Source organism: Marinobacter sp. C1S70 (genome assembly GCF_000475355.1).
In the GTDB taxonomy this organism is placed as follows: Bacteria; Pseudomonadota; Gammaproteobacteria; order Pseudomonadales; family Oleiphilaceae; genus Marinobacter; species Marinobacter nauticus.
Window position 1 is genome coordinate 68,741 of sequence record NZ_AXBW01000019.1, and the last position, 23,182, is coordinate 91,922.

16 protein-coding genes and 3 tRNA genes are annotated in these 23,182 nt (G+C 58.2%); 12 read left to right on the forward strand and 7 right to left on the reverse strand.

Annotated elements, in window-relative coordinates:
* From Q669_RS06835 to Q669_RS06845, 3 genes are all read right to left on the reverse strand, one after another.
* Entirely contained in the window at window positions 1-2,853 is a 2,853-nt protein-coding gene (locus tag Q669_RS06835; RefSeq protein WP_022991719.1) for a valine--tRNA ligase, read from the reverse strand.
* 91 nt (window positions 2,854-2,944) lie between these two features.
* Window positions 2,945-3,457 carry a DNA polymerase III subunit chi gene (locus Q669_RS06840; protein ID WP_022991720.1) on the reverse strand — a complete coding sequence of 171 codons (513 nt, stop codon included), beginning with the start codon at window positions 3,455-3,457 and terminating at the stop codon, window positions 2,945-2,947.
* Window positions 3,447-4,937: a leucyl aminopeptidase gene (locus Q669_RS06845; protein ID WP_022991721.1), complete on the reverse strand. Its 1,491-nt coding sequence runs from the start codon at window positions 4,935-4,937 to the stop codon at window positions 3,447-3,449. The genes Q669_RS06840 and Q669_RS06845 overlap by 11 nt, the downstream gene beginning before the upstream one ends.
* A gap of 225 nt (window positions 4,938-5,162) precedes the next feature.
* Between Q669_RS06845 and lptF the strand changes: the two genes are divergently transcribed.
* Together lptF and lptG are read left to right on the forward strand one after the other, a co-directional pair.
* Window positions 5,163-6,266 (forward strand): LPS export ABC transporter permease LptF, encoded by a 1,104-nt coding sequence (gene lptF / locus Q669_RS06850; RefSeq protein WP_022991723.1) that lies wholly within the window; start codon window positions 5,163-5,165, stop codon window positions 6,264-6,266.
* On the forward strand, window positions 6,259-7,320 hold the full coding sequence (gene lptG, locus Q669_RS06855) for an LPS export ABC transporter permease LptG (RefSeq protein WP_022991724.1): 1,062 nt from the start codon (window positions 6,259-6,261) through the stop codon (window positions 7,318-7,320). Before lptF ends, lptG begins: the two co-directional genes overlap by 8 nt.
* Window positions 7,321-7,328: 8 nt before the next feature.
* Here the strand turns inward: lptG and Q669_RS06860 are convergent, their stop codons facing one another.
* The gene (locus tag Q669_RS06860) at window positions 7,329-7,865 is read right to left on the reverse strand and encodes an RDD family protein (protein WP_022991725.1); all 537 of its coding nucleotides are present in this window, start codon (window positions 7,863-7,865) and stop codon (window positions 7,329-7,331) included.
* Between the two features lie 158 nt (window positions 7,866-8,023).
* Between Q669_RS06860 and alaS the strand changes: the two genes are divergently transcribed.
* The 6 genes from alaS to Q669_RS06890 all read left to right on the forward strand — a co-directional run bounded on the left by alaS (window position 8,024) and on the right by Q669_RS06890 (window position 12,813).
* Window positions 8,024-10,654 (forward strand): alanine--tRNA ligase, encoded by a 2,631-nt coding sequence (gene alaS / locus Q669_RS06865; RefSeq protein WP_022991726.1) that lies wholly within the window; start codon window positions 8,024-8,026, stop codon window positions 10,652-10,654.
* Window positions 10,655-10,759: 105 nt separating this feature from the next.
* Window positions 10,760-11,998 carry an aspartate kinase gene (locus tag Q669_RS06870; protein WP_011784482.1) on the forward strand — a complete coding sequence of 413 codons (1,239 nt, stop codon included), beginning with the start codon at window positions 10,760-10,762 and terminating at the stop codon, window positions 11,996-11,998.
* Window positions 11,999-12,170: 172 nt separating this feature from the next.
* Window positions 12,171-12,368, forward strand: coding sequence for a carbon storage regulator CsrA (csrA, locus tag Q669_RS06875; RefSeq protein ID WP_011784483.1), 198 nt, complete (start codon window positions 12,171-12,173; stop codon window positions 12,366-12,368).
* Between the two features lie 126 nt (window positions 12,369-12,494).
* Window positions 12,495-12,584, forward strand: a tRNA-Ser gene (locus Q669_RS06880).
* Window positions 12,585-12,639: 55 nt separating this feature from the next.
* Window positions 12,640-12,716: transfer RNA gene (locus Q669_RS06885), tRNA-Arg, on the forward strand.
* A gap of 20 nt (window positions 12,717-12,736) precedes the next feature.
* Window positions 12,737-12,813 (forward strand) — tRNA-Arg (locus Q669_RS06890).
* A 99-nt stretch (window positions 12,814-12,912) separates the two neighbouring features.
* Here Q669_RS06890 and Q669_RS06895 read toward each other — a convergent pair.
* Window positions 12,913-13,449, reverse strand: a complete 537-nt coding sequence (locus Q669_RS06895; protein ID WP_022991727.1) for a DUF2058 domain-containing protein — start codon at window positions 13,447-13,449, stop codon at window positions 12,913-12,915.
* 104 nt (window positions 13,450-13,553) lie between these two features.
* Here Q669_RS06895 and dbpA point away from each other — a divergent pair, with 104 nt between their 5' ends.
* From dbpA to Q669_RS06915, 4 genes are all read left to right on the forward strand, one after another.
* Window positions 13,554-14,927, forward strand: a complete 1,374-nt coding sequence (dbpA, locus tag Q669_RS06900; RefSeq protein ID WP_022991728.1) for an ATP-dependent RNA helicase DbpA — start codon at window positions 13,554-13,556, stop codon at window positions 14,925-14,927.
* Window positions 14,928-15,152: 225 nt separating this feature from the next.
* Window positions 15,153-15,404 (forward strand): OadG family protein, encoded by a 252-nt coding sequence (locus Q669_RS06905; RefSeq protein ID WP_011784486.1) that lies wholly within the window; start codon window positions 15,153-15,155, stop codon window positions 15,402-15,404.
* A gap of 42 nt (window positions 15,405-15,446) precedes the next feature.
* Window positions 15,447-17,234, forward strand: coding sequence for a sodium-extruding oxaloacetate decarboxylase subunit alpha (gene oadA, locus Q669_RS06910; protein ID WP_014421876.1), 1,788 nt, complete (start codon window positions 15,447-15,449; stop codon window positions 17,232-17,234).
* Window positions 17,235-17,247: 13 nt separating this feature from the next.
* Window positions 17,248-18,582, forward strand: coding sequence for a sodium ion-translocating decarboxylase subunit beta (locus Q669_RS06915; protein WP_031209652.1), 1,335 nt, complete (start codon window positions 17,248-17,250; stop codon window positions 18,580-18,582).
* 56 nt (window positions 18,583-18,638) lie between these two features.
* Here Q669_RS06915 and Q669_RS06920 read toward each other — a convergent pair whose 3' ends face one another.
* Entirely contained in the window at window positions 18,639-21,758 is a 3,120-nt protein-coding gene (locus tag Q669_RS06920) for an error-prone DNA polymerase (protein ID WP_022991730.1), read from the reverse strand.
* Window positions 21,758-23,179 carry a Y-family DNA polymerase gene (locus tag Q669_RS06925; protein WP_014421873.1) on the reverse strand — a complete coding sequence of 474 codons (1,422 nt, stop codon included), beginning with the start codon at window positions 23,177-23,179 and terminating at the stop codon, window positions 21,758-21,760. Before Q669_RS06925 ends, Q669_RS06920 begins: the two co-directional genes overlap by 1 nt.
* Between the last annotated feature and the right edge of the window lie 3 nt (window positions 23,180-23,182).

The window sequence follows — 23,182 nt, forward strand, 5'->3', positions numbered from 1 at the left end:
TTACATGGCCTCGATTTCTGCCCGTTGCGCACTGAGCCGCTGCAGGCTGCCCTGGGCATCCTTCAGCTTCTCTTTTTCCTTCTCTACGACTTCGGCTGGTGCCTTGGCGGTGAACTTCTCGTTGTTCAGCTTGCCTTCCAGGCGACCGATTTCCTTGTTCAGGCGTTCCAGCTCCTTGTCCAGGCGCTTGAGTTCGGCGTCCTTGTCGATCAGGCCGGCCATGGGCACCAGCACTTCCATTTCGCCTACCAGTTGGGTGGCGCTCATGGGAGCTTTGTCGCCCTCGAACCATTCCAGCTTCTCAAGTTTGGCCAGGGAAATGAGGAATTGGCGGTTGTCGTTCTGGCGGCGCTGATCGTCGGCGTTGCCGCCTTTCAGAAGTACCGGTACCTGCTTACCCGGGGAGATGTTCATCTCGCCGCGGATATTACGCACCGCTACAATCACGCCTTTCAGCCACTCGATATCGGCGGCCACGGCGGCATCCTGCTTGCTGGCATCCGGCTGCGGGTAGGGCTGCAGCATGATGCTGTCGCCCTGCTTGCCGGCCAGCGGTGCAATGCGTTGCCAGATTTCTTCGGTAATGAACGGCATGATCGGATGCGCCAGGCGGAGTACGGCTTCGAGTACGCGTACCAGGGTACGACGGGTGCCCCGTTTGGCCTCGGCACTGGCGCTGTCATCGCTCAGGGCTGGTTTGGACAGTTCCAGGTACCAGTCGCAGTATTCGTTCCAGATGAACTCGTACAGGGCGTAGGCGGCCAGGTCAAAGCGGTACTGGTCCAGGTGACGGATCACCTCCTGCTCGCAGTGCTGCAGTTCGCTGATGATCCAGCGGTCTGCCAGTGACAGTTCCACCGGCTCATTGTTCACGCCGCAGTCTTCGCCTTCCGTGTTCATCAGCACATAGCGGGCGGCATTCCACAGCTTGTTGCAAAAGTTACGGTAGCCTTCCAGGCGCTTCATATCCCAGTTGATGTCACGGCCGGTGGTCGCCATGGCGGCGAGGGTGAAACGCAGGGCGTCAGTACCATGGGCGGCGATGCCTTCCGGAAATTCCTTCTCGGTGCGCTTGCCGATTTTCTCGGCCAGCTTGGGCTGCATCAGGTTGCCGGTGCGTTTTTCCAGCAGGTCCGGCAGGCTGATGCCGTCGATCATATCCAGCGGGTCGATCACGTTACCCTTGGACTTGGACATCTTGTCGCCGTGCTCGTCCCGGATCAGACCGGTGACATACACGGTATGGAAGGGTACCTGTGGGGTGCCGTCTTCGTTTTTCATGAAGTGCATGGTCATCATGATCATCCGGGCAACCCAGAAGAAGATGATATCGAAACCGGTCACCAGCACGTCGGTGGGGTGGAAGGTCTTCAGCCGTTCGGTGATTTCCGGCCAGCCCAGAGTGCCGAAGGTCCACAGGGCGGAGCTGAACCAGGTGTCCAGTACATCGTCGTCCTGCTTGAGTTCCAGTGTGTCCGGGAGCTGATGTTTGCTGCGCACCTCAGCCTCGCTCCGGCCCACATAGATATTGCCTTCAGCGTCATACCAGGCAGGAATCCGGTGCCCCCACCAGAGCTGGCGGGAGATACACCAGTCCTGGATGTCGCGCATCCAGGCGAAGTACATGTTCTCGTACTGTTTGGGTACGAACTGGATGCGACCGTCTTCTACCGCTTCAATAGCCGGCTTGGCCAGGGTCTTGGCGTCGGCAAACCACTGATCCGTCAGCATCGGCTCGATAATCAGCCCGGAGCGATCGCCGCGGGGTACGCTCAGCACATGGTCTTCGATTTTCTCGACCAGGCCTGCCAGTTCCATGTCGGCAACAATCTGCTTGCGGGCTGCTTCCCGGCTCAGGCCGGCATAGGCGGCCGGGAGGGCGCTGTTAATCTCGGAATTTTCGGTGCCGTCCGCATTGAACACTTCGGCGATTTCACGAATGTTGGCGTCCTGCGTCATGACGTTGATCATGGGCAGGTTGTTGCGTTTGCCTACGGCGTAATCGTTGAAGTCGTGAGCGGGGGTGATCTTCACGCAGCCGGAACCTTTTTCTGGATCGGCGTGGTGGTCGGCCACGATGGGAATGCGGCGGTTAACCAGCGGCAGCAGAACGTGCTGGCCAATCAGATGCTGGTAGCGCTCATCGTCCGGGTGGACGGCTACGGCGGTGTCACCCAGCATCGTTTCCGGGCGGGTGGTGGCGACGATGACGTAGTCTTTGCCGTCCTGGGTTTTCTGGCCGTCGGCCAGCGGGTAGCGCAGGTGCCAGAAATAGCCCTTTTCTTCCTTGTTTTCAACTTCCAGATCAGAGATAGCGGTGTGCAGCTTCGGATCCCAGTTCACCAGCCGTTTGCCGCGGTACACCAGGCCTTCATCGTACAGGCGGATAAAGACTTCCTGTACGGCTTTGTAGAAGCCATCGTCCATGGTGAAGCGTTCGTTGCTCCAGTCCACGGAGTTGCCCAGGCGACGCATCTGGCGGGTGATGGTACCGCCGGAGTGTTCTTTCCAGTCCCAGATGCGCTTGATGAATTCTTCCCGGCCGAGATCGTGGCGGGTTTTGTCTTCTTCTGCAGCCAGTTTGCGTTCGACGACCATCTGGGTGGCGATGCCGGCATGATCGGTGCCGACGGTCCACAGTGCGTTACGGCCCTGCATGCGCTTGAAGCGGGTGAGGGTGTCCATGATGGTGTGCTGGAAGGCATGGCCCATGTGCAGGCTGCCGGTCACGTTGGGTGGCGGGATGGCGATGCTGTAGGAGTCGCCTTCGCCGCTGGGGCGGAAATAGCCTTTGGATTCCCAGTTTTCGTACCACTGGCGCTCGATGTTTTCTGGCTGGTAGGTTTTTTCCATGGGATTATGCAGTGACCGTTTTGGTTGATTCACATAGGGAAATTCTGAATCGGACGATTATACATGGTCGTCTTGATCGCGGCGAACCTGGCTAGCGTTTCCGCATATCATGCACCCGAGCTTCAATGCCCAGTGACCGCAACTGCTTGTAATGCCCCCGCGCCTGGTTCAATACCGCCGGGTCATTGTGGGCAACCAGTGCCAGGCGGCCGTACTGGTCGGCGTCGTCGGGCAGTGTTGAGGACAGGACGATCACGGTATCCCAGTCCACCGCGGCTGGCGGGTAGAGCAGGATGCCGACAGGATCGGTGCAGGGGGTGGTTGGGTCTTGGGCGATACTGTGGGGGATGAAGGCTTCGGGGGTGAAGTTCCACAGCAGGTCGTCGAGTTCCACGGCCTGTTCTTCGGTGTCACAAAGAACGCACACACGGTCGCCCTGCTGCCAGGCTTTGTCCACGAGTTTGGCGGCGTGGAGGTTGCGGGCGGCGTGGGTGTTCTGGGCGAGGATGTGGAACCAGTAGCGCTGGTTTCTGTCGTCCTGGCCGGAGGGCCCGGCAGCGAGGCTGCCGGGCTCCGGGGAAGGGTTTGGCTGGTTATCCTGCATGGGTCATCAGGTAGTCGACCAGCAGGGGGACCGGGCGGCCGGTGGCGCCTTTGGCTTTGCCGGAGTTCCAGGCGGTGCCCGCGATATCCAGGTGGGCCCAGCGGTAGTCTTTGGCAAAGCGGCTCAGGAAACACGCGGCGGTGATTGTACCGGCCGGGCGGCCGCCAATGTTGGCCATGTCAGCGAAGTTGCTGTCGAGCTGGCTCTGGTATTCGTCCCACAGCGGCAGGCGCCAGGCGCGGTCGCCGGTGCGTTCGCCGGCGGCGAGCAGTTCGTTGGCCAGTTCGTCGTTGTTGGACAACAGCCCGGTGGCGTGACTGCCCAGGGCGATAATGCAGGCGCCGGTGAGGGTGGCCATGTCGACCACGGCTGCCGGGTCAAATTTCTTCACGTAGGTGAGGGCGTCGCACAGTACCAGGCGGCCTTCGGCGTCCGTGTTTAGGATTTCGACGGTCATGCCGCTCAGGGTTTTGACGATATCGCCGGGGCGGGAGGCACCGCCGTCGGGCATGTTTTCAGCGGCAGCGATCACGGCAACCACGTTGATCTTGGGTTTGGTTTCAGCCAGGACTTTCATGGTGCCGAAAACGCTGGCAGAACCGCCCATATCGTATTTCATTTCGTCCATGCCCTCGCCCGGCTTGAGGCTGATGCCGCCGGTGTCGAAGGTGATGCCTTTCCCCACCAGTACGTAGGGCTTGTCTTTGGCCTTGCCGCCACGGTATTCCATCACGATCAGGCGCGGAGGCTGCTTGGAACCTTTGCCTACGGCCAGGATGGTGTTCATGCCCAGTTTTTCCATCTGCTTCTCGTCCAGAACTTCGGTCTGGATGGAGTCGTAGTCTTTGGCCATGGCCTTGGCCTGTTCGGCAAGCCAGACCGGGTGGCAGATGTTGGGTGGGGTGTTGCCCAGGTCTTTGGTGTAGTTCATGCCGCGGCCGGTGGCCAGGCCAAGGTTGAACGCATCTTTCAGGGACTTGCCGGCGCCGGATGCCTGTACCACAACTTTTTTCAGTTTGCGGGCGGCAGGCTTGTCGCTTTTGAATTCGGTGAAGGTGTAGAACTGGTCTTCCAGAATCCGGCCAATCAGGTTGAGCCGGGCTTCTTCAGAGCTGACCGCAGCTTCGCCCTGAACCGCAGTATCGGTCAGGCTGATCAGTGCACTTTTGGAGGGGCCATCTTTCAATGCGCCGGTCATGGCAATCAGGCTCTTACGATAGGCTGTGGCTGTGCGGTCTGCATCTTTGCCGGTGCCAATTACCACAACGCGCTGCCAGGGTTGATCCACCAGGGGCAGGGTATTCACGGAGGCGTTCTTGCCGGTCAGGTCGCCGGCTTTCTCGAGTTGCTTGATCAGTCCGCCCAGCGCGTCGTCTGCCGCTTTGGTGGATTCTGGCCACTCGCCTTTCTCAGGCAGGCCGATAACCAGGCAGTCGGCTTTGGTGGCTGTGATGGCTTTGCTGCTCAGGCTGAAATTCATGGCAACTCCGTTGTCAGATTGTGCTTTATTCAATTGAATTGAATGTTGATGGCAATGCTCATAAGGATTGGGGCAAAGCCTTTATTAATCAAGCCGGGCGCCCGCTTCGTTACGATGGTTTTATCGTGTAGGCCCCGTACTGTCATTCGTCGGCGAGGTTACATAGAATACGCGCTGTTCTCCTTAACCTCCATCTCCAATGACGGCGCCGCCAGAGAGACTGATTTGAGTATTATCTTCCGTTACCTCATTCGCCAGATCATGGTCAGTATGCTTGCGGTGTCAGGCATTCTGTTGCTGGTGTTCATGAGTGGGCGTTTTATCAAGTATCTGGCCGATGCTGCTGAGGGCGAGATTGCGGCCGGCGTCCTGTTTGCGATTATGGGGTATCGTTTCCCCGGGTTTCTGGAATTAATTCTGCCCCTGGGCCTGTTTATCGGAATTCTGCTGGCCTATGGCCGGATGTACCTCGAAAGCGAGATGACGGTGTTGTTCGCCTGCGGTGTGAGTGAAAAGCAGTTGCTGGCGAAAACGTTGCTTGGAGCGCTGCCGGTCATGCTGATGGTGGGGGCCATGAGCCTTTATATCTCTCCCTGGGGCATGAAACAGGTGGAGCACATCTTTAACGAGCAGCGAAAGGCCACCGAGTTTGAAATGCTGGCCCCGGGGCGGTTTCAGGACTTTACCTCCGGCGATCGGGTTACTTACACCGAGGCCCTGAGCGACGACAAGCGCCAGTTGCAGGGGGTGTTTATTGCCGAGTACGACAAGGACGGTAAGGGTGTCACTCTGATCACTGCGGAGTCTGGCTCCCAGTTCATTGACGAGGAAACCGGCAGCCGGTTTCTGGTGCTGGAGGATGGTGGTCGTTTTCAGGGGGCTCCCGGCCAGCTTGATTACAATGTCACTGAATTTGAAGCCTACGGTTTGAAGATTGTCAGCGGCCAGGAGGGCAGCAAAGAGCTGGAGGAAGGCCTGAGTACGCTGGCGCTTTGGAACTCGGATGATCCGGAAGACCGGGCTCTCTTGCACTGGCGAATATCGTTACCGTTGATTGTGCCCATCGTCACCTTGCTGGCCGTGCGGCTCAGCCGGGTGAATCCCCGGCAGGGGCGGTTTTTCCATCTGTTGCCAGCCATGCTGGTTTACATCACCTATCTGGGCTTACTGATTGTGGCGCGGGATGCGCTGGCGGATGAAAAGGTGCCTGAATGGGTGGGTATGCTCTGGGTGCATGCGCTGTTCCTGGCGCTGGGCCTCTGGCTGCAGTTTGGCCCGGGGTGGTTGAACCGTCGCCGTCTCGAGAGGGAGGGCCGCCAGCATGCATAAGATTGATGGTTATGTGATGCGTACCGTTGGCGGCGCCATGTTCCTGGTGATGGTTGTGGTGTTGTCGCTGGATGTGATCTTTGCGTTCATTGCTGAACTGGAAGATACGCGCAACGAATATCAAACCCTGCAGGCGTTGTGGTATGTGGCGCTGACCTTGCCCCGGCGAATCTACGATTACCTGCCTCTTGGTGCCTTCATGGGGTGCCTTGTCGGCCTCGGCTCCATGGCCAGTTCCTCGGAGCTTACGGTGATCCGGGCAGCCGGCGTGTCGCTCAAACGCATTGTCTGGTCCGCCATGAAGCCGGCATTGATCGTGGTTCTGCTCGGCGTGGCGATAGGTGAGTATGTCGCGCCGATCACCGAACGCATTGCCCAGAGTGACAAGGCGGTGGCGTTAGGTGCGGGGAGCAGCATGGCTTCCGCCGAAGGGGTGTGGCATCGCGAAGGCAATACCTTCATGCACCTGAATGCGGTTCAGCCAAACGGTGTGTTGCATGGGGTTTCGATGTTCCGGTTTGACGATGCCCGGCAATTGCAGGTTGCCAGCTTCGCCGAGCGTGCCATCTACCAGGGCGACTACTGGTTGCTGGAGAACGTGACTTCCACCCGTATTGAACCGGAGCGTACAGTGCGTGATGTGAGTGCGTCACTGCGTTGGGAGACCGGCCTGTCGCCGAGCGTGCTGAGTGTACTGATTGTGAAGCCGGAGAATCTGTCGATGACGGGCCTGTATACCTACGCGGCCTATCTCGGAGAGCAGGGGCTGAGTGCGGCACAATACTGGCTCGCGTTCTGGAAAAAGGCACTGATGCCCCTGGGCACGGCGGTGATGGTGTTGGTCGCCATCTCCTTTGTGTTCGGGCCACTGCGGTCTGTGACCATGGGGTTCCGGGTATTTACCGGTCTGCTGGTGGGATTGCTGTTCAAGTATATGCAGGATCTGCTGGGGCCGATGAGTATGGTTTATGGCTTTAATCCGCTGATCGCGGTGCTGGCTCCGATTGTTGTTAACGGTATTGTCGGAGCCGTCCTGATGCGTCGGGCAGGGTAGTGCCGGACCTATTTTTTCTCGGGCCTGGCCACCTGAACAACCACGCTGTTGGAGGTGCGGTCGGTCAGCGACAACCCATTGATGGGATAGAACAGCGCGATGATGGCCGGGATGCTGAGCAACAACGTCAGCGCGCCCAGGTAGTAGGCGCCGAGAATGCTCAGGAAAACGATGATCGCAGCGGTAACATAGCGAATCAGGGCCTGGGTCCAGCTCACGGAGGTGCCATCAAGATTCTCGATGCGAACGCGCCATACCTGCATGCCGAGGGTCTGGCCGATGCGGGTCCAGAAGTAGGCGAAAAACAGATACAGCACCAGAAACAGAACGAAGGTCAGCCCCGGGTCTCCTGAGAGTTCACCGGCTTCGGCCATTTGTTCATAGCGATCCCAGCCCGTAACCCATCCCGCAATCATGGTGTACACCCAGCTGGCGACAAGCAGCACGGCGATACTGATCAGTCCATCGTAAATGATGGCCAGGGCACGTTTCAGTCCGGTCGCCGGTGGCAGAAGTTCATCGGCTTCATGAAAGCGTCGGGGCATGGCGTCTCCTGTGAGTTTTCACGTTTTTCAAGTTCTCGGCGTGTGCTAGAGTAGCCGATTTGCACACGCATGTAAGTAATCGCATTTAACCTCAGACCCGGCGGTTCATTCGGCGGGTGTCTGGCAAGGTGTATCAGGTCGAAAGGTATCAAAGGTCTATGAAAACCGCAGAGTTGCGACAAGCATTCCTCGAATATTTCCAGCAGCAAGGGCATGCCATTGTGCCCAGCAGTTCACTGGTACCCCACGATGATCCCACTCTGCTGTTTACCAACGCGGGGATGAACCAGTTCAAGGATCTTTTCCTCGGCCGCGAGGAGCGCGACTATACACGAGCGACCAGCTCCCAGAAATGTGTGCGTGCCGGCGGCAAGCACAATGATCTGGAGAACGTGGGCTATACAGCGCGCCACCATACCTTCTTCGAGATGCTTGGCAACTTCAGCTTCGGCGATTACTTCAAGCGCGAGGCCATTAATTTTGCCTGGACTTTCCTGACTGGCGAACAGCACCTCAACCTGCCCCAGGAGAAGCTGTGGGTAACGGTTTACGCCGCAGACGACGAAGCCTTTGATATCTGGAACCAGGAAATCGGTGTGCCGGCGGAACGGATTGTGCGCATCGGCGACAACAAAGGCGCCCGCTACGCCTCCGATAACTTCTGGCAGATGGGTGATACCGGACCCTGCGGCCCGTGCACCGAGATTTTCTTCGATCACGGCCCGGATGTGGCAGGTGGGCCTCCCGGCAGCCCGGAAGAAGATGGCGACCGCTACATCGAAATCTGGAACGTGGTTTTCATGCAGTACAACCGCACCGCCGACGGCGAGATGCTGAACCTGCCCAAGCCCTCGGTGGACACCGGCATGGGGCTGGAGCGAATTGCTGCGGTTCTGCAGGGTGTTCACAGTAACTACGAAATCGACCTGTTCCAGGACCTGTTGAAGGCGGCATCCGACATCCTGGGTGGTGCGGCCACCACAGAAGCGTCTCTGCGCGTGGTGGCGGACCATATCCGTTCTTGCGCCTTCCTGATTGCCGACGGCGTGATGCCGTCCAACGAAGGTCGCGGCTTTGTTCTGCGCCGAATCATTCGTCGCGCAGCTCGCCACGGCAACAAGCTCGGTGCTACCCAGCCGTTTTTCTACAAGCTTACCGGCGCTCTGGTTGAACTGATGGGCGAGGCTTATCCGCAGCTGGTGAGTAGTCGCAAGCAGATCGAAAAGGTGTTGCTGCAGGAGGAAGAGCAGTTCGCCAAGACCCTGGACAAAGGCCTGCGCCTGCTGGAGCAGGACATTGCGGAGCTGAAGGGTACCGAGATTCCCGGTGAAACCGTGTTTACTCTTTACGATACCTATGGGTTCCCGGTCGATCTGACCAACGATATTGCCCGCGAGCGTGGTCTGACTCTGGATTACGAAGGCTACGAAAAAGCCATGGAGGCCCAGCGCGACCGGGCTCGTGCCGCCAGCAAGTTTGGTATCGACTACAATGCCGCCGGCATCACGATTGAGGGCAAGACCGAGTTTACCGGTTATGACCACGTCGATGGTCATGAACGTATCCGCACGGTGCTGGTCAACGGTGAGGAGCGTAACGCGGAAGCGGGTGATGAGTGTGTGGTGGTATTGGAGCGCACGCCGTTCTATGCGGAGTCTGGTGGTCAGGTGGGTGATACCGGCCTGCTGACCTGGAGCGGTGGCCGCTTCCAGGTAACCGACACCCGCAAAGAAGGTGATAACCACCTGCATGTGGGCACCCTGATTGAAGGTGAGCTGTTCCCCGGGCTGGAAGTGGATGCGCGGATTGATCATGCCCGTCGTGAACGCACCAAGCGCAACCACTCGGCTACGCACCTGCTGCATGCGGCCCTGCGCAATATCCTGGGGGAACACGTTACCCAGAAGGGCTCGCTGGTCGACCCGGACAAACTGCGATTCGACTTCTCCCATTTTGAAGCCGTGACGCCGGAGCAGCTGAGAGAAATCGAGCGTACGGTTAACGAGCAGATCCTGGAGAACACGCCGGTAGATATCGACATTACCGATATGGATACCGCCAAGGAAAAAGGCGCGATGGCTCTGTTTGGTGAGAAGTACGGTGATGTAGTACGGGTGCTCACCATGGGTACCGACAAATACTCTGTTGAGCTGTGTGGTGGTACTCACGTTGCCCGTACCGGCGATATCGGGTTGTTCCGCATTACCTCCGAAAGCGGCATTTCCTCTGGCGTTCGTCGTATTGAGGCTGTAACCGGGTTGGGTGCGCTGGAATGGGTTGATGAAACCGAGCGTACGCTGCGCGAGACCGCACGTCTGGTGAAGGGCACCCGTGATTCTGTCGTCGACAAGGTCAAGCAGGTTCTGGACCGCAATCGCCAGCTTGAGAAGGATGTCGATGCCCTGAAAGCAAAACTGGCGAGTTCCGCGGGTACTGATCTGGCTGGTTCCGCGGTCGAAGTGGCAGGCCTGAAAGTGGTGGCCTCCGAGATGGAAGGCGCTGACCGCAAGGCCTTGATGGAAACTGCGGATCAGCTCAAGAACAAGCTGGGCGAGGGCGTTGTGGTGCTGGCCACTGTCGAAGACGGAAAGGTGGTGCTGGTGGCCGGTGTTACCAAGTCCGCCACCAACCGCATCAAGGCTGGCGATTTAATGAAGCATCTGGCCTCGCTGGTAGATGGCAAAGGCGGCGGTCGCCCCGACATGGCCCAGGGTGGTGGTAATGATCCATCCCGTCTGGCCGAAGCCCTGGCTGGTGTACCGGCCTGGGTTGAGCAAAATATCGGGTAAACAACTGTTTTCTGATACGGGCGGAGGTTTATAATCCCGCCCGTTTGTTTTTAATGGCGGGGCGCCTAGCCCCGTTGTGACACCCCGTTTCGGAGTTTGGGAAACATGGCTCTGCTGGTTCAGAAATTTGGTGGTACGTCCGTCGGGACAACCGAGCGGATTGAAGCGGTAGCTGACAAGGTCTGTCGGTTCCGCAAAGAAGGGCACGATGTCGTGGTTGTGGTCTCGGCCATGAGCGGTGAAACCAACCGTTTGATTGCACTCGCCAACGATATTATGGATGAGCCTACCCCCCGTGAGATGGACGTTCTGGTTTCCACCGGCGAGCAGGTAACCATTGCCCTGTTGTCCATGGCTCTCCAGAAGCGGGGCTGCGATGCCCGGTCCTACACCGGTTCCCAGGTCAGGATTCTCACGGACAGCAGCCATACCAAGGCGCGTATCAAGCAGATTGATGAGCAGCGCATGCGGGAAGATCTGGATGCCGGTCGGGTGGTTGTGGTAGCCGGCTTCCAGGGCATTGATGACAACGGCAATATCACCACGCTCGGCCGTGGCGGTTCTGACACCACGGCGGTTGCCCTGGCGGCGGCACTGAAAGCCGATGAATGCCAGATCTATACTGATGTAGATGGTGTTTACACAACTGACCCAAGGGTAGTGGACAGTGCCCGCCGGTTGGAGCGCATTACATTTGAAGAAATGCTCGAGATGGCTAGTCTGGGTTCTAAGGTACTCCAGATTCGCTCAGTTGAGTTTGCAGGTAAATACAACGTTCCATTAAGGGTGTTGTCCAGCTTTCAGGAAGGCGAGGGCACCCTGATTACTTTTGAGGATGAGAACGCCATGGAACAACCGGTTGTTTCCGGCATTGCTTTCAATCGTGACGAAGCCAAGCTGACGATCTCTGGTGTGCCCGATACACCGGGCAGCGCACTGCGGATTCTCAAGCCCGTCAGTGATGCTAATATCGAAGTAGATATGATTGTTCAGAACGTGGGCGAGGATAACAAGACTGCCTTTACGTTTACGGTGCATCGCAACGATTTCAAACGGGCCCAGGAAGTGTTGCGCGGTGTTACCGCTGAGCTGGGTGCCGGTGAAGTGGGTGGAGATACCAAGATCGCGAAGGTCAGCATCGTAGGCGTGGGTATGCGCTCCCATGCGGGCGTTGCAACCAAGATGTTTGAAGCGCTGTCCAATGAGGGCATCAATATTCAAATGATCTCCACGTCAGAAATCAAGATTTCGGTGGTGATTGATGAGAAGTATCTCGAGCTTGCCGTTCGCGCACTGCACAGTGCGTTCGAGCTGGATAAAGCCGGGGTGGAGGAGAGTGCCTGAGGCAGGAGGTCTCAAATGCTCTCTGATCAAGGTCATTGAAGATAGCTATCAGGATTCAGGTAAGTATAAGTATTTCTGCGTCTTTAGTGTCTGAAGTGATCTCATTATAAAAGCAATAAGTAAACAGTAGTGTTTGTCGGAACAGGTAGCTCTGGAATAGGGAGTAAGGGATATGTTGATTTTGACTCGCCGTGTTGGCGAAACCCTCATGATCGGCGACGAAATTACCGTCACCGTTCTGGGTGTAAAGGGGAATCAGGTACGCATCGGTGTGAACGCGCCAAAAGATGTGGCGGTTCACCGCGAAGAAATCTATCAGCGAATTCAATCTGAAAAAGGCTCCGAAGAGCCGGAATCGGGCAATCGTTGATCAGTTAAAAAGCCGTTCGAGGGTAACCCGGACGGCTTTTTTGATTGTGGGGAAAATCGGCCAGAAAAAAGTCGTGTCAACCCTATGAAAACAGAAAAATTATGGTAGTATACGCCCCGTTCTCAAGGAGAGGTGGGTGAGTGGCTGAAACCAGTTCCCTGCTAAGGAACCGTACGAGCAATCGTACCGAGGGTTCGAATCCCTCCCTCTCCGCCATTTTCTCCCCGGAGAGAAGTGAGAACAGTTGAGGTAGCGCTCAACGTTGCGATGCGCGGCTGTAGCTCAGCTGGATAGAGTACCTGGCTACGAACCAGGCGGTCGGAGGTTCGAATCCTCCCAGCCGCGCCAACATCGCAAATCAGTTTCAAGCGGCTGTAGCTCAGCTGGATAGAGTACCTGGCTACGAACCAGGCGGTCGGAGGTTCGAATCCTCCCAGCCGCGCCATATTAAAGTCAAAGCGCCTCAGTTTGTGTACCCCGCAGGCTGAGGCGTTTTGCTATACAAAATAAAAAACCCCGCCTTGTGCGGGGTTTTTTATTGTCTTTACCACATCAAATCGTCGGGGATTTCATACCCTGCATACGGGTCGTCTTCGCCTGCGTCATCCTGTTTACGATCATGCATTGAGATGATGGCGCTCTCATCGCGCTCCATAATCTTGCGGGCCACCCTGTCCGGGACGATCTCATAGTGGTCACCCAGCGCCACAATGGCCAGACGGCCTCGAGAGAGTTGGTCCACCATCTGGTCGTTCACCAGAATCTTCTTGATCTTCTTGCCGTCGACAAACTGGTAGGAGGTTTCGCCGCGGCTCCGGTCCAGGCGATTGGTTTCGATCAGCTGCCGAATCTGTGCCTGAATCGCCTTTTTCTCAGCCTCTTTCTTGCGCTCAAGGTTGAGCTGCCGATCCCGCTCGGCCTTTTCCTGGCGAGCCTTGCGGGCGCGCTCTTCGGCTTCGTTTACGGTCGTGGCGCCTTTGGGCTGTTGCTTTCTCTGTTTTCGTTTTTCATTTCGTACTTCCCGGGCTTTCTTTTCGTCGGCCAGCCCGGCCTTTAATAACTGTTCCTGCAGTGAGGCCATCAGCGACTCCGTGAATTCATGATAAACTGGTGCGATCAAACGTTAAGTATACGCCGTCAGCATTCTCTCAATAACCCATCACAACCCACCCCACGGATTTTTCTATGTCATCTTTTAAAGCGCTTGGTCTTTCCGCGGCCATGCAGGCCAATCTTGATCAATTGGGTTACCAGCAACCTACGCCGGTTCAGGCAGAGGCGGTTCCGCTTGCGTTGGCGGGCAAGGACGTGATTGCCATGGCGCAAACCGGCAGCGGCAAGACAGCGGCGTTCGGGATACCGATTATCGAGACCATCGATCCGCGACGCTTCCAGGTTCAGAGTCTTGTTCTTTGTCCCACCCGGGAACTGGCGGATCAAGTGGCCAAAGCGTTGCGAGAGTTGGCACGGGCCAAAGATAACGTGAAGGTGCTGACGTTGTGTGGTGGTGTGCCTATCGGGCCCCAGATCGGGTCGCTCAGCCATGGCGCTCATATCGTCGTGGGCACGCCCGGCCGGGTAGATGACCACCTGCGCAAAGGTACGCTTTCGCTGGATGGCTTGAAAGTGCTGGTGCTGGACGAGGCGGACCGCATGCTGGATATGGGGTTCGAGGAGGTGGTCACCAGTATCGTCTCCCAATCTCCCGGTGGCAGGCAGACGCTGCTGTTCTCCGCCACCTGGCCGCCGGCCATCAGAAAGCTGAGCGAGCAATTCCAGAGCAAGCCGGAAGACGTGCGGGTGGAATCAAAAGCGGCCGCCATCACCATTGAAGAATCCTTTTACGAAATCCAGCCCGACCAGCGGGCGGCGGCCGTGGCAGCACTGCTTTCCCGTTTTCAGCCGGTGTCGTCTCTGGTGTTCTGTACCACCAAACGGGACTGTGATGAGCTGTCGGATGAACTGGGTCGTCTCGGCTTTTCGGCGTTGTCGCTACACGGCGATCTGGACCAGCGCGAACGGGACAGCGCTCTGGTTCGATTTGCCAACCAGAGTTGTACGGTTCTGGTGGCTACCGATGTGGCGGCAAGGGGGCTCGACATCAAAGGGCTACCACTGGTCATCAATGCCGAGCCTGCGCGGGATCCCGAGGTACACACCCATCGGGTGGGCCGTACCGGCCGGGCAGGCGAGCAGGGGCATGCGGTTACTCTTTGCACTCCGCGCCAGGGCCACAAGATTACGCGCCTGGAAGCGGAGCGGGGCGAGCCGGTGTTGTGGGGCGATACGGAGGCGTTGCTGGCGGAGGCGTTGCGCCCGGTTACGCCGGCCATGAAAACGCTATGCCTGGCTGGCGGCCGCAAAGACAAGGTGCGCCCTGGCGACGTGATGGGAGCTCTCACCGGCGAGGCCGGTATTCCCGGCGCTGCCGTTGGCAAAATCGATCTGTTCGATTTTCAGTGCTTCGTGGCGGTTGAATCCCGATGGGCGGCCCAGGCGCTGGCGCGGCTGGAGAAAGGTAAGGTGAAAGGTCGGAAATTCCGGGTTAGATATGCATGATTAAAGCCTGATGAGGCTGTTGCAGCAGGTGTCATTTCGGGCCGGGACGCTCGGAAAGTCCCTATAGAAATGCGTGCTTCAGGTTGCTCCTGGTCATTGAAAACGGTAAATTACGCAGGATTTTGCCTCCCGAATTGTTCCGCCGGGCCATTAGACTTTAGTTTTAGTGGTGGCTTGTCGGGCGGTACGGGGAAATCAACAAACCAATACAGGTAGCTGTTCGATATGAATGAGCTGATGTCACAAGCCGTAGACTTGATGATTGCCGGCATGGGCTTCGTGTTCGTGTTCCTGATTATTCTGGTATTCGCGACCGGCCTGATGTCCAAAATCATCCTGCGGTTTGCGCCGCCAGAGCCGGCAACCCCGGCCAGAACGCCACGTGCCAAGCCGAAGGCGCCCACGTCGGTTGACCCTGACACCGCCGAGGCCATCAAGAAGGCGATTGCACAATACCGGTCACGCCACAAGAAGTGACCCCGGTACACGATTAGAACCTTTTAACAGAAGGCTGACACGATGACTGACACGAAAAAACCGCTGGGGATTACGGACGTAATTCTGCGTGACGCCCACCAATCCCTGCTCGCCACCCGCATGCGTCTGGACGACATGCTGCCAATCGCCGAGAAACTCGACAAAGTGGGTTTCTGGTCGCTGGAATCCTGGGGTGGGGCTACCTTTGATGCCTGTATCCGTTACCTGGGCGAAGACCCCTGGGAGCGCATCCGCGAACTTAAAAAAGCCATGCCCAATACTCGCCAGCAGATGCTTCTGCGCGGCCAGAACCTGTTGGGCTATCGTCACTATGCGGATGATGTGGTTGACCGTTTCTGTGAGCGTGCCGCCGAGAACGGCGTAGACGTGTTCCGTATTTTTGATGCCATGAACGATCCCCGCAACATGGATCGCGCGATCAAGGCCGTTCGCAAGACCGGCAAGCATGCCCAGGGTACGATTGCTTACACCACCAGCCCTGTGCACACCATCGATATGTGGGTAGATCTGGCGAAAGAAGTCGCCGACATGGGCGCAGATTCCATCGCGATCAAGGACATGGCTGGTATTCTCAAGCCGTATGTGGCCTATGATCTGGTCAGCCGCCTGAAGAAAGAGCTGGATATCCCCATCCACATGCAGTGCCACGCCACCACCGGCATGTCGACCGCCACCGCCATCAAGGCTGCGGAAGCCGGTATCGATAACGTGGATACTGCTATTTCCTCCATGAGCATGACCTATGGTCACTCGCCCACCGAGGCGGTTGTGGCCATCCTGGAAGGTACCGATCGTGACACCGGTCTTGATCTGAACCTCCTGGAAGAAATTGCCGCCTATTTCCGCCAGGTGCGCAAGAAGTACGCGAAGTTCGAGGGCAGCCTGCGCGGCACTGATTCCCGCATCCTGATTGCCCAGGTTCCGGGCGGTATGCTGACTAACATGGAAAACCAGCTGCGTGAGCAGAACGCAAGCGACAAGTTTGACCAGGTGCTGGAAGAAATTCCCAAGGTTCGTGAAGACCTGGGCTTCATTCCGCTGGTGACCCCGACCTCGCAGATTGTCGGCACCCAGGCGGTACTGAATGTTCTGACCGGCGAGCGTTACAAGTCCATCTCCAAGGAAACCTCCGCCATTCTGAAGGGTGAGTACGGCGCAGCGCCAGCCCCCATGAACAAAGAGCTGCAGGAGCGTGTTCTGGATGGCAAGGAAGTCATGACCTGTCGCCCTGCAGATGTGCTTGAACCGGAAATGGACAAGCTGACCGACGAGCTCAAGAAGCTGGCGGACGAGAAGGGCATCAAGCTGGCCGACAATCTTGAAGACGACGTGCTGACCTACGCGCTGTTCCCACAGATCGGCCTGAAGTTCCTGGAGAACCGCAACAACCCGGATGCGTTCGAGCCGGTCCCGACCGCAGAAGACGCCGCACCGGCCAAGAAAGCCGCAGGCCCGGAGACTTACACCGTGGACGTTAACGGCAAGAAGTTTGTGGTGGCGGTTTCCGAAGGTGGCGAGATTACCCAGATCCAGGGTGACGGTGGCGCCGCGTCTGCTCCGGCCGCTTCCTCCGCACCTGCTCCTGCGGCAGGCGAAGGCGAGCCTCTGGTGGCACCGCTGGGTGGTAACATCTTCAAGGTTCTGGTTTCTCCGGGTGACACCGTTGAGGAAGGTGACGTGCTGATTATCCTCGAAGCCATGAAGATGGAAACCGAGGTTCGCGCACCGAAAGCCGGTACTATCGGCGAAGTCTTCATCAAGGTCGGTGATGCCGTCTCCCCTGATGATGAAATGCTGACAATCGCATAAGGGCCAGCATTCCATGGATAAATTAATGACACTGTGGACAGGCAGTGGCCTGTTCAACATCGAGCTGGGCCAGGTGATCATGATCGCTATTGGCCTGTTGCTTCTCTATCTTGCGATCAACAAGAAGTTTGAGCCGTTGCTGCTGGTGCCCATCGGGTTTGGTGGCATTCTGGCGAATATTCCGGAGGCAGGGCTTGCCCTGACTGCGGCTGAAAACGCTATTCACTTTGCATTGCAGGGTGGCAACTCCAAGGTTCTGGCTGCATTGGCTGCGCCGCTGGATGTGGCCTATCAGGTCGGACAGGCGATTACGCCTGAGCTGAAAGAAGCCTTCAAAGTAGCGGTGAAAGAAGCCAGTTATTCCGAAATGGCGATGGCCAACTCCATTGCGCAGGATTACGGCTACGGCAATGGCATGCTGTATAACTTCTACTCTGTGATTATCGGCAGTACCGTTGGTCCTCTGCTGATTTTCATGGGTGTAGGGGCGATGACCGATTTCGGCCCTTTGCTTGCTAACCCCAAAACCCTGCTTCTGGGTGCGGCTGCGCAGTTCGGTATTTTCGGTACCGTTATTGGCGCGGCGTTGCTGGACTGGACGGGAATACTGGAGTTCAATATTCTCGAGGCCGCTGCAATCGGCATCATTGGTGGCGCCGACGGCCCCACCTCCATCTACGTATCCAGCGTACTGGCCCCGCATCTTCTGGGTGCGATTGCCGTCTCTGCTTATGCGTACATGGCGCTGGTGCCGATGATCCAGCCGCCGATCATGAAGGCGCTGACCAGCGAGAAAGAGCGTGCCATCAAGATGTCGCAGCTGCGCCCGGTGAGCAAGAAAGAGAAGATTGTCTTCCCTCTGGTTGTTCTGATTGCCGTGGTTCTGTTCCTGCCCGATGCGGCTCCGCTGCTGGGTATGTTCTGCTTCGGTAACCTGATGCGTGAGTGTGGCGTGGTAGAGCGTCTGAGCGATACCGCACAGAACGCGCTGATCAACATCGTAACCATCTTCCTGGGTCTGTCTGTTGGCTCCAAGCTGATGGCCGACAAGTTCCTGGATGGCCAGACGCTGGGTATCCTGGGCCTGGGTATTGTGGCTTTCGGTGTAGGCACCGCTTCCGGTGTACTGATGGCGAAACTGATGAACAAGTTCACCAAGGAAGCGATCAACCCGTTGATTGGCTCCGCAGGTGTATCCGCGGTGCCGATGGCGGCGCGGGTCTCCAACAAGGTGGGCCTGGAAGCCAACCCGCAGAACTTCCTGCTGATGCACGCAATGGGTCCGAACGTGGCCGGTGTTATTGGCTCTGCGGTTGCAGCGGGGGTAATGATCAAGCTGCTCGGCTGATCCTTACCGACACTGCCCTGAAAACCCCGCCTTTGGCGGGGTTTTTTCGTTTGTGGTCAGTGGAAATCCCGGGAGCTGACCGGTAGCGAGTTGATCAGATGGCTCAAGTCAGACAGCTTGCCGGCCATGACATGAACGATATCCCCCTCTTTCTCGATAACTCCTTTTACGTGTAACAACCGGGCGGTGAGCAACGGTTTGCGTTGGCGGCGGGCGGTGTCTAGCCAGACGACGACGTTGACGTTGCCGGTTTCGTCTTCAAGGGTGACGAAGGTGACGCCGGAGGCGGTGCCGGGCCGTTGGCGGCCGGTGACCAGGCCGGCAACTTGTACGGGGATGCCGGGACGGGTGGCTTTGAGTTGATTGGCGGTGAGGCAATGGCGCAGGTGGCCTTGTTCGCGGAGCAGGGCAAGGGGATGCCTTTGTAGTGTTAAACCCTGGCTGCTGTAGTCGGCCAGTACGTTTTGCCCTTCGGTGGGCTCCGGGAGCAGGTGGCAGGGTTCCGGTGTGTATTTGGTCATGGCTTCGTTAGCGAAGAGCTCAGCGGGTTCTTCGTGTTCGAGCAGTTGCCAGTAAGCCTGGTGGCGGTTGCTGGTGAAGCCGGGCATGGCGTTGGCGCCGGCGAGAAGTTCCATGTCACTCTGGTTGAGGCCAGCTCGGGTGCGCAGTTCGGCGGCGCTTTGGTAACCGTTTGCCGGGCGGTTCTGGTGGACGCGCTCGGCGCCATTGCGAGACAGGCCTTGAATGATTCTAAGGCCAAGGCGCAGGTGCTGCTCCTGACCTTGCAGGGTGTGCTGCCACTGGCTGTGGTTGACGTCTGGTGGCAGCACGGTAACGTTGTGGCGCCGGGCATCCTGAACCAGCTGGCTGGGCGAGTAAAAGCCCATTGGCTGGCTGTTGAGCAAGGCGCAATAGAATGCTGCCGGGTGGTGGCGTTTGATCCAGGCAGAGACGTACACCAGTAAGGCAAAGCTGGCGGCATGGGATTCCGGAAATCCATAGCCACCAAAGCCGCAGATCTGTTTGTACAGGCGCTCGGCGAAGTCGGCATCGTGGCCCCGCTCCAGCATGCCCTGAATCAGTTTGTCGCGGAAAGGTGTCAGATCGCCATGGGATTTCCAGGCTGCCATGGCACGGCGAAGTTTGTCGGCTTCGCCCGCACTGAAACCGGCGGCGACCATGGCCAGTTTGATGACCTGTTCCTGGAAGATCGGCACCCCGAGGGTGCGCTCCAGCACCTGGCGTACGGCATCGTTGGGGTATTCTACTGCTTCCATGCCGTGTTTTCGGCGCAGGTAGGGGTGCACCATGTCGCCTTGTATGGGGCCCGGGCGAACGATGGCGACTTCGATCACAAGGTCGTACCAGGTTTCCGGTTTCAGCCGCGGGAGCATGTTGATCTGGGCGCGGGACTCCACCTGAAAGACACCGATACTGTCGCCTTTTTGCAGCATGGCGTAGGTGTCAGGGTCTTCCTGAGGGACGTCCTGAATGGTAAACGTCGTGCCTTTCTCTTCACTGATCAGCGCCAGTGCTTTGCGAATGGCGGTAAGCATGCCCAGGGCCAGGACATCCACCTTCATCAGCCCCAGGCTTTCCAGGTCGTCCTTGTCCCACTGGATAACCGTGCGCCCTTCCATGGCGGCATTCTCAACAGGCACCAGTTCTGAAAGCGGGCCGGCGCTGATCACGAAACCGCCCACGTGCTGGGACAGGTGGCGTGGAAAGCCCAGCAAGGTGTTCACCAGCGTGAAGAACTGATCCGCGACGTTGGGGCTGCGGGTCAGGCCCTTGTCCAGAATCTGCTGGCGCCAGCCGGTGGTCTTGTCACGCCAGTCGATGCCATCCAGCAGCTTCTCCACCAGTGTGGCATCAAAGCCCAGCGCCTTGCCCACATCCCGAATGGCGCTGCGGGGGCGATAACGAATCACGGTGGCGGCCAGGGCGGCCCGCTCCCGGCCGTAGCGCTGGTAAATGTACTGAATGACCTCCTCACGCCGTTCGTGCTCGAAATCCACATCGATGTCGGGGGGCTCATCCCGGTCTTTGGAGATGAACCGTTCAAACAGCAGTTCCACATTGGCCGGGTTCACCTCGGTGATGCCCAGGCAGTAACAGACCGCGGAATTGGCTGCGGATCCCCGGCCCTGGCAAAGAATGCCCTGGCGCCGGGCAAAGTCGACGATGTCGTGGATGGTGAGAAAATAGTGTTCGTAGCGCAGTTCGGCAATCAGCTCCAGCTCTTTGCGAATCAGTGCCTGCACCTTCATGGGTGTGCCCGATGGGTAACGCCGCCGTTCACCCTCCCGGGTGAGTTGCGCCAGAAACGATGTGGGTGTTTCGTGTTCCGGCACTAAATCGGGAGGGTATTCATAACGCAGGCTGCCAGGCTCAAAGCTGCAGGCTTCGGCGATTGCCACGGTCTCCCGAACCCAGGGCTCGGGGAATAGTCGCCGGATAACCGGTATCGGGCGCAAATAACGCTCGGCATTCTGAAACAGGCAGTGTCCGGCCTGTTCCAGCGTGGTGTGGTGGCGCAGAGCTGTCAGCACGTCCTGTAATGGCTGGCGTTCGCGGCGATGCATATGAACCTGGCCGGTTGCCACCACTGCGCAGCGCATTTGTTCAGCTAACCACCGTACACGGACCAGTTGCTGTTCCTCGCCGGCTTCCAGTGTGCGGGTCGCTGCAAGGCGTAGCCTGTGCTCGAAAATCCGTTGCAGCCATTCGCCGGTGATCAATGCCTGGTGCGCGTTGGTTTGTGATACCAGCGGTGGCAGCCACAGGCAGAGGCAGTGGTCCAGCGAATGGGTTTCGATGTCCCGGGTCAATAACCGGTATTGCCCTTTCTCAGCGCGTCGCCGCCCGGTGGTGATCAATTGGCAAAGCTGACCGTAGCCCTCGCGGGTTCGAGCCAGCAGTATGAACCGGGGTGGGGCAGTGGCGCCCTCGGGAGTATCGCTCAGTTCGAACCAGCTCCCGGTAATCAGCTTTACCGGGCTGTCTTTAAGGGCTGCCCAGGCTCTGGGGATGCCTGCCACCGAACAGGCATCGGTGATGGCAATTGCCCGATAGCCAAGCTCTGCGGCTTGCTCAGCCAGTTCATGGGGATGGGAGGCGCCGGTCAGGAAGGTGAAGTTGCTGAAGCAGAACAGCTCGGCGTAATCAGAATCCATCAGCCAAACCACCCGTGTATGTACCAGCCATCGCGAATATCCCGGAACACCCACGCCAACTGGCCGCTGGACAACTGGGCAATATAGTAGTCACGGTGCACCCGCTGGCCGTCCCACCAGCCAGCACTGATGCGTTCCGGCCCCGAGAACCATCTGGCCGGAGGTTCTGCCAGTGGGTGCGGCGTGGATAACAGCCATAAAGGGCGCGCAGGCAGGCCAGAGACCTCTGGTGTTTCGCTGTGCCTGCTGGCCGGTTTTATGGCGGAGGCTGTCCAGGCAAACTCCGGGCGGTGGTCTGCCCGCGGTGCAAGCTGTTGCAATGCCTCAGTACCAAGGCGGGCCTGTAAACGACTGGCCAGCGTATGCCAGGCTTCATTCAGGTCCTGTCCATCGCCCAGGAGGTCCTGGCCAACCGGGGCTTCCCGGCCCAGAAACCGCTTTACCGACAGGGACAGACTGATCACCGGTGCCCGCAGCGGGTGCTGATCCAGTTTCAGGCGCAGCAGTTTCAGAAAACTCTCTGCTCGATGCTCCGGGCCAGTCGTTCGCAACGTTAACCGGGTGGCTTCTTCGTGCCGGTGTTGGAGTAAAAGATGCAGGGTATCGGTGTCCTGTTGGCGCCAGCACAGGTCTTCTTCCAGCTCGGTCAGAATCCGCTGCAGCGCGAACAAAAGCCCCTGGGCATGCTCCACTTCCTGAATAAAATCGGCCCGCTGGCGAAATCGGTGCGGGGGGTGCCAGGGCGATTTGGGGTCTGGCCTGGTGCCCTGGGCTTTTTGTATACGTGCCAGCAGCTCCGGGGATAGCCTCCGTGCCAGTTCCCGGGCTGGCAGATTGAAGACTTCAGCCAGCGTATTCAGTCCCAGGCGATGCAGGCGGGTACAGGATTTTTCATCAAAACCCGCAGCCACCAGAGGCAGTTTGCCCAGGGCCGTCAGAATGTGGCCTTTGTCTGCGGTGCACTCGCCTTTGCCTGCTTGCGCAAGGAGCTGAGCCGCCAGTGGCGTATGCCCAAGAGCCAGCCAGGCAGTGAGTTGCCGCTCTGCCAGAGCCTGCTCGACCGTTTGCCAAACGGCGGGAAGCCCGCCATATAGCCGCTGGAGGCTGCTGACTTCAGCCCACAGACCGTGCGGCGGCGACAGGGTAATGTGGGCCGCGTAACGATATAGCCAGCGGGCCTGCTCTTCCAGCAGATTGGTTTCCTGTTGAGAATCGAGATGCAGAATCACCAGGTCTGGTGCCAGGCCCAGTGCGGTCTTGAGGCGCATGCCCGGCCGAATACCCAGGTGATCGGCTTCTGGACAAACCTGCAGAATAGCCTGACCGGCAAGATCGACCACCGCAAGTGCGCCCTGAGTTTGCTGGCTACGGCGAACATGATCCAGCAGCAGGTGAGGGAAGTGCAGATACAGCCACAACATGAA

Coding starts and splice junctions, on each gene's coding strand:
- Q669_RS06870 (WP_011784482.1), top strand. CDS start 10,760: ATGGCTCTGCTGGTTCAGAAATTTGGTGGTACGTCCGTCGGGACAACC.
- alaS (WP_022991726.1), top strand. CDS start 8,024: ATGAAAACCGCAGAGTTGCGACAAGCATTCCTCGAATATTTCCAGCAG.
- dbpA (WP_022991728.1), top strand. CDS start 13,554: ATGTCATCTTTTAAAGCGCTTGGTCTTTCCGCGGCCATGCAGGCCAAT.
- Q669_RS06860 (WP_022991725.1), bottom strand. CDS start 7,865: ATGCCCCGACGCTTTCATGAAGCCGATGAACTTCTGCCACCGGCGACC.
- Q669_RS06845 (WP_022991721.1), bottom strand. CDS start 4,937: ATGAATTTCAGCCTGAGCAGCAAAGCCATCACAGCCACCAAAGCCGAC.
- Q669_RS06925 (WP_014421873.1), bottom strand. CDS start 23,179: ATGTTGTGGCTGTATCTGCACTTCCCTCACCTGCTGCTGGATCATGTT.
- Q669_RS06840 (WP_022991720.1), bottom strand. CDS start 3,457: ATGCAGGATAACCAGCCAAACCCTTCCCCGGAGCCCGGCAGCCTCGCT.
- Q669_RS06895 (WP_022991727.1), bottom strand. CDS start 13,449: ATGGCCTCACTGCAGGAACAGTTATTAAAGGCCGGGCTGGCCGACGAA.
- csrA (WP_011784483.1), top strand. CDS start 12,171: ATGTTGATTTTGACTCGCCGTGTTGGCGAAACCCTCATGATCGGCGAC.
- Q669_RS06905 (WP_011784486.1), top strand. CDS start 15,153: ATGAATGAGCTGATGTCACAAGCCGTAGACTTGATGATTGCCGGCATG.
- Q669_RS06835 (WP_022991719.1), bottom strand. CDS start 2,853: ATGGAAAAAACCTACCAGCCAGAAAACATCGAGCGCCAGTGGTACGAA.
- oadA (WP_014421876.1), top strand. CDS start 15,447: ATGACTGACACGAAAAAACCGCTGGGGATTACGGACGTAATTCTGCGT.
- Q669_RS06915 (WP_031209652.1), top strand. CDS start 17,248: ATGGATAAATTAATGACACTGTGGACAGGCAGTGGCCTGTTCAACATC.
- Q669_RS06920 (WP_022991730.1), bottom strand. CDS start 21,758: ATGGATTCTGATTACGCCGAGCTGTTCTGCTTCAGCAACTTCACCTTC.
- lptG (WP_022991724.1), top strand. CDS start 6,259: ATGCATAAGATTGATGGTTATGTGATGCGTACCGTTGGCGGCGCCATG.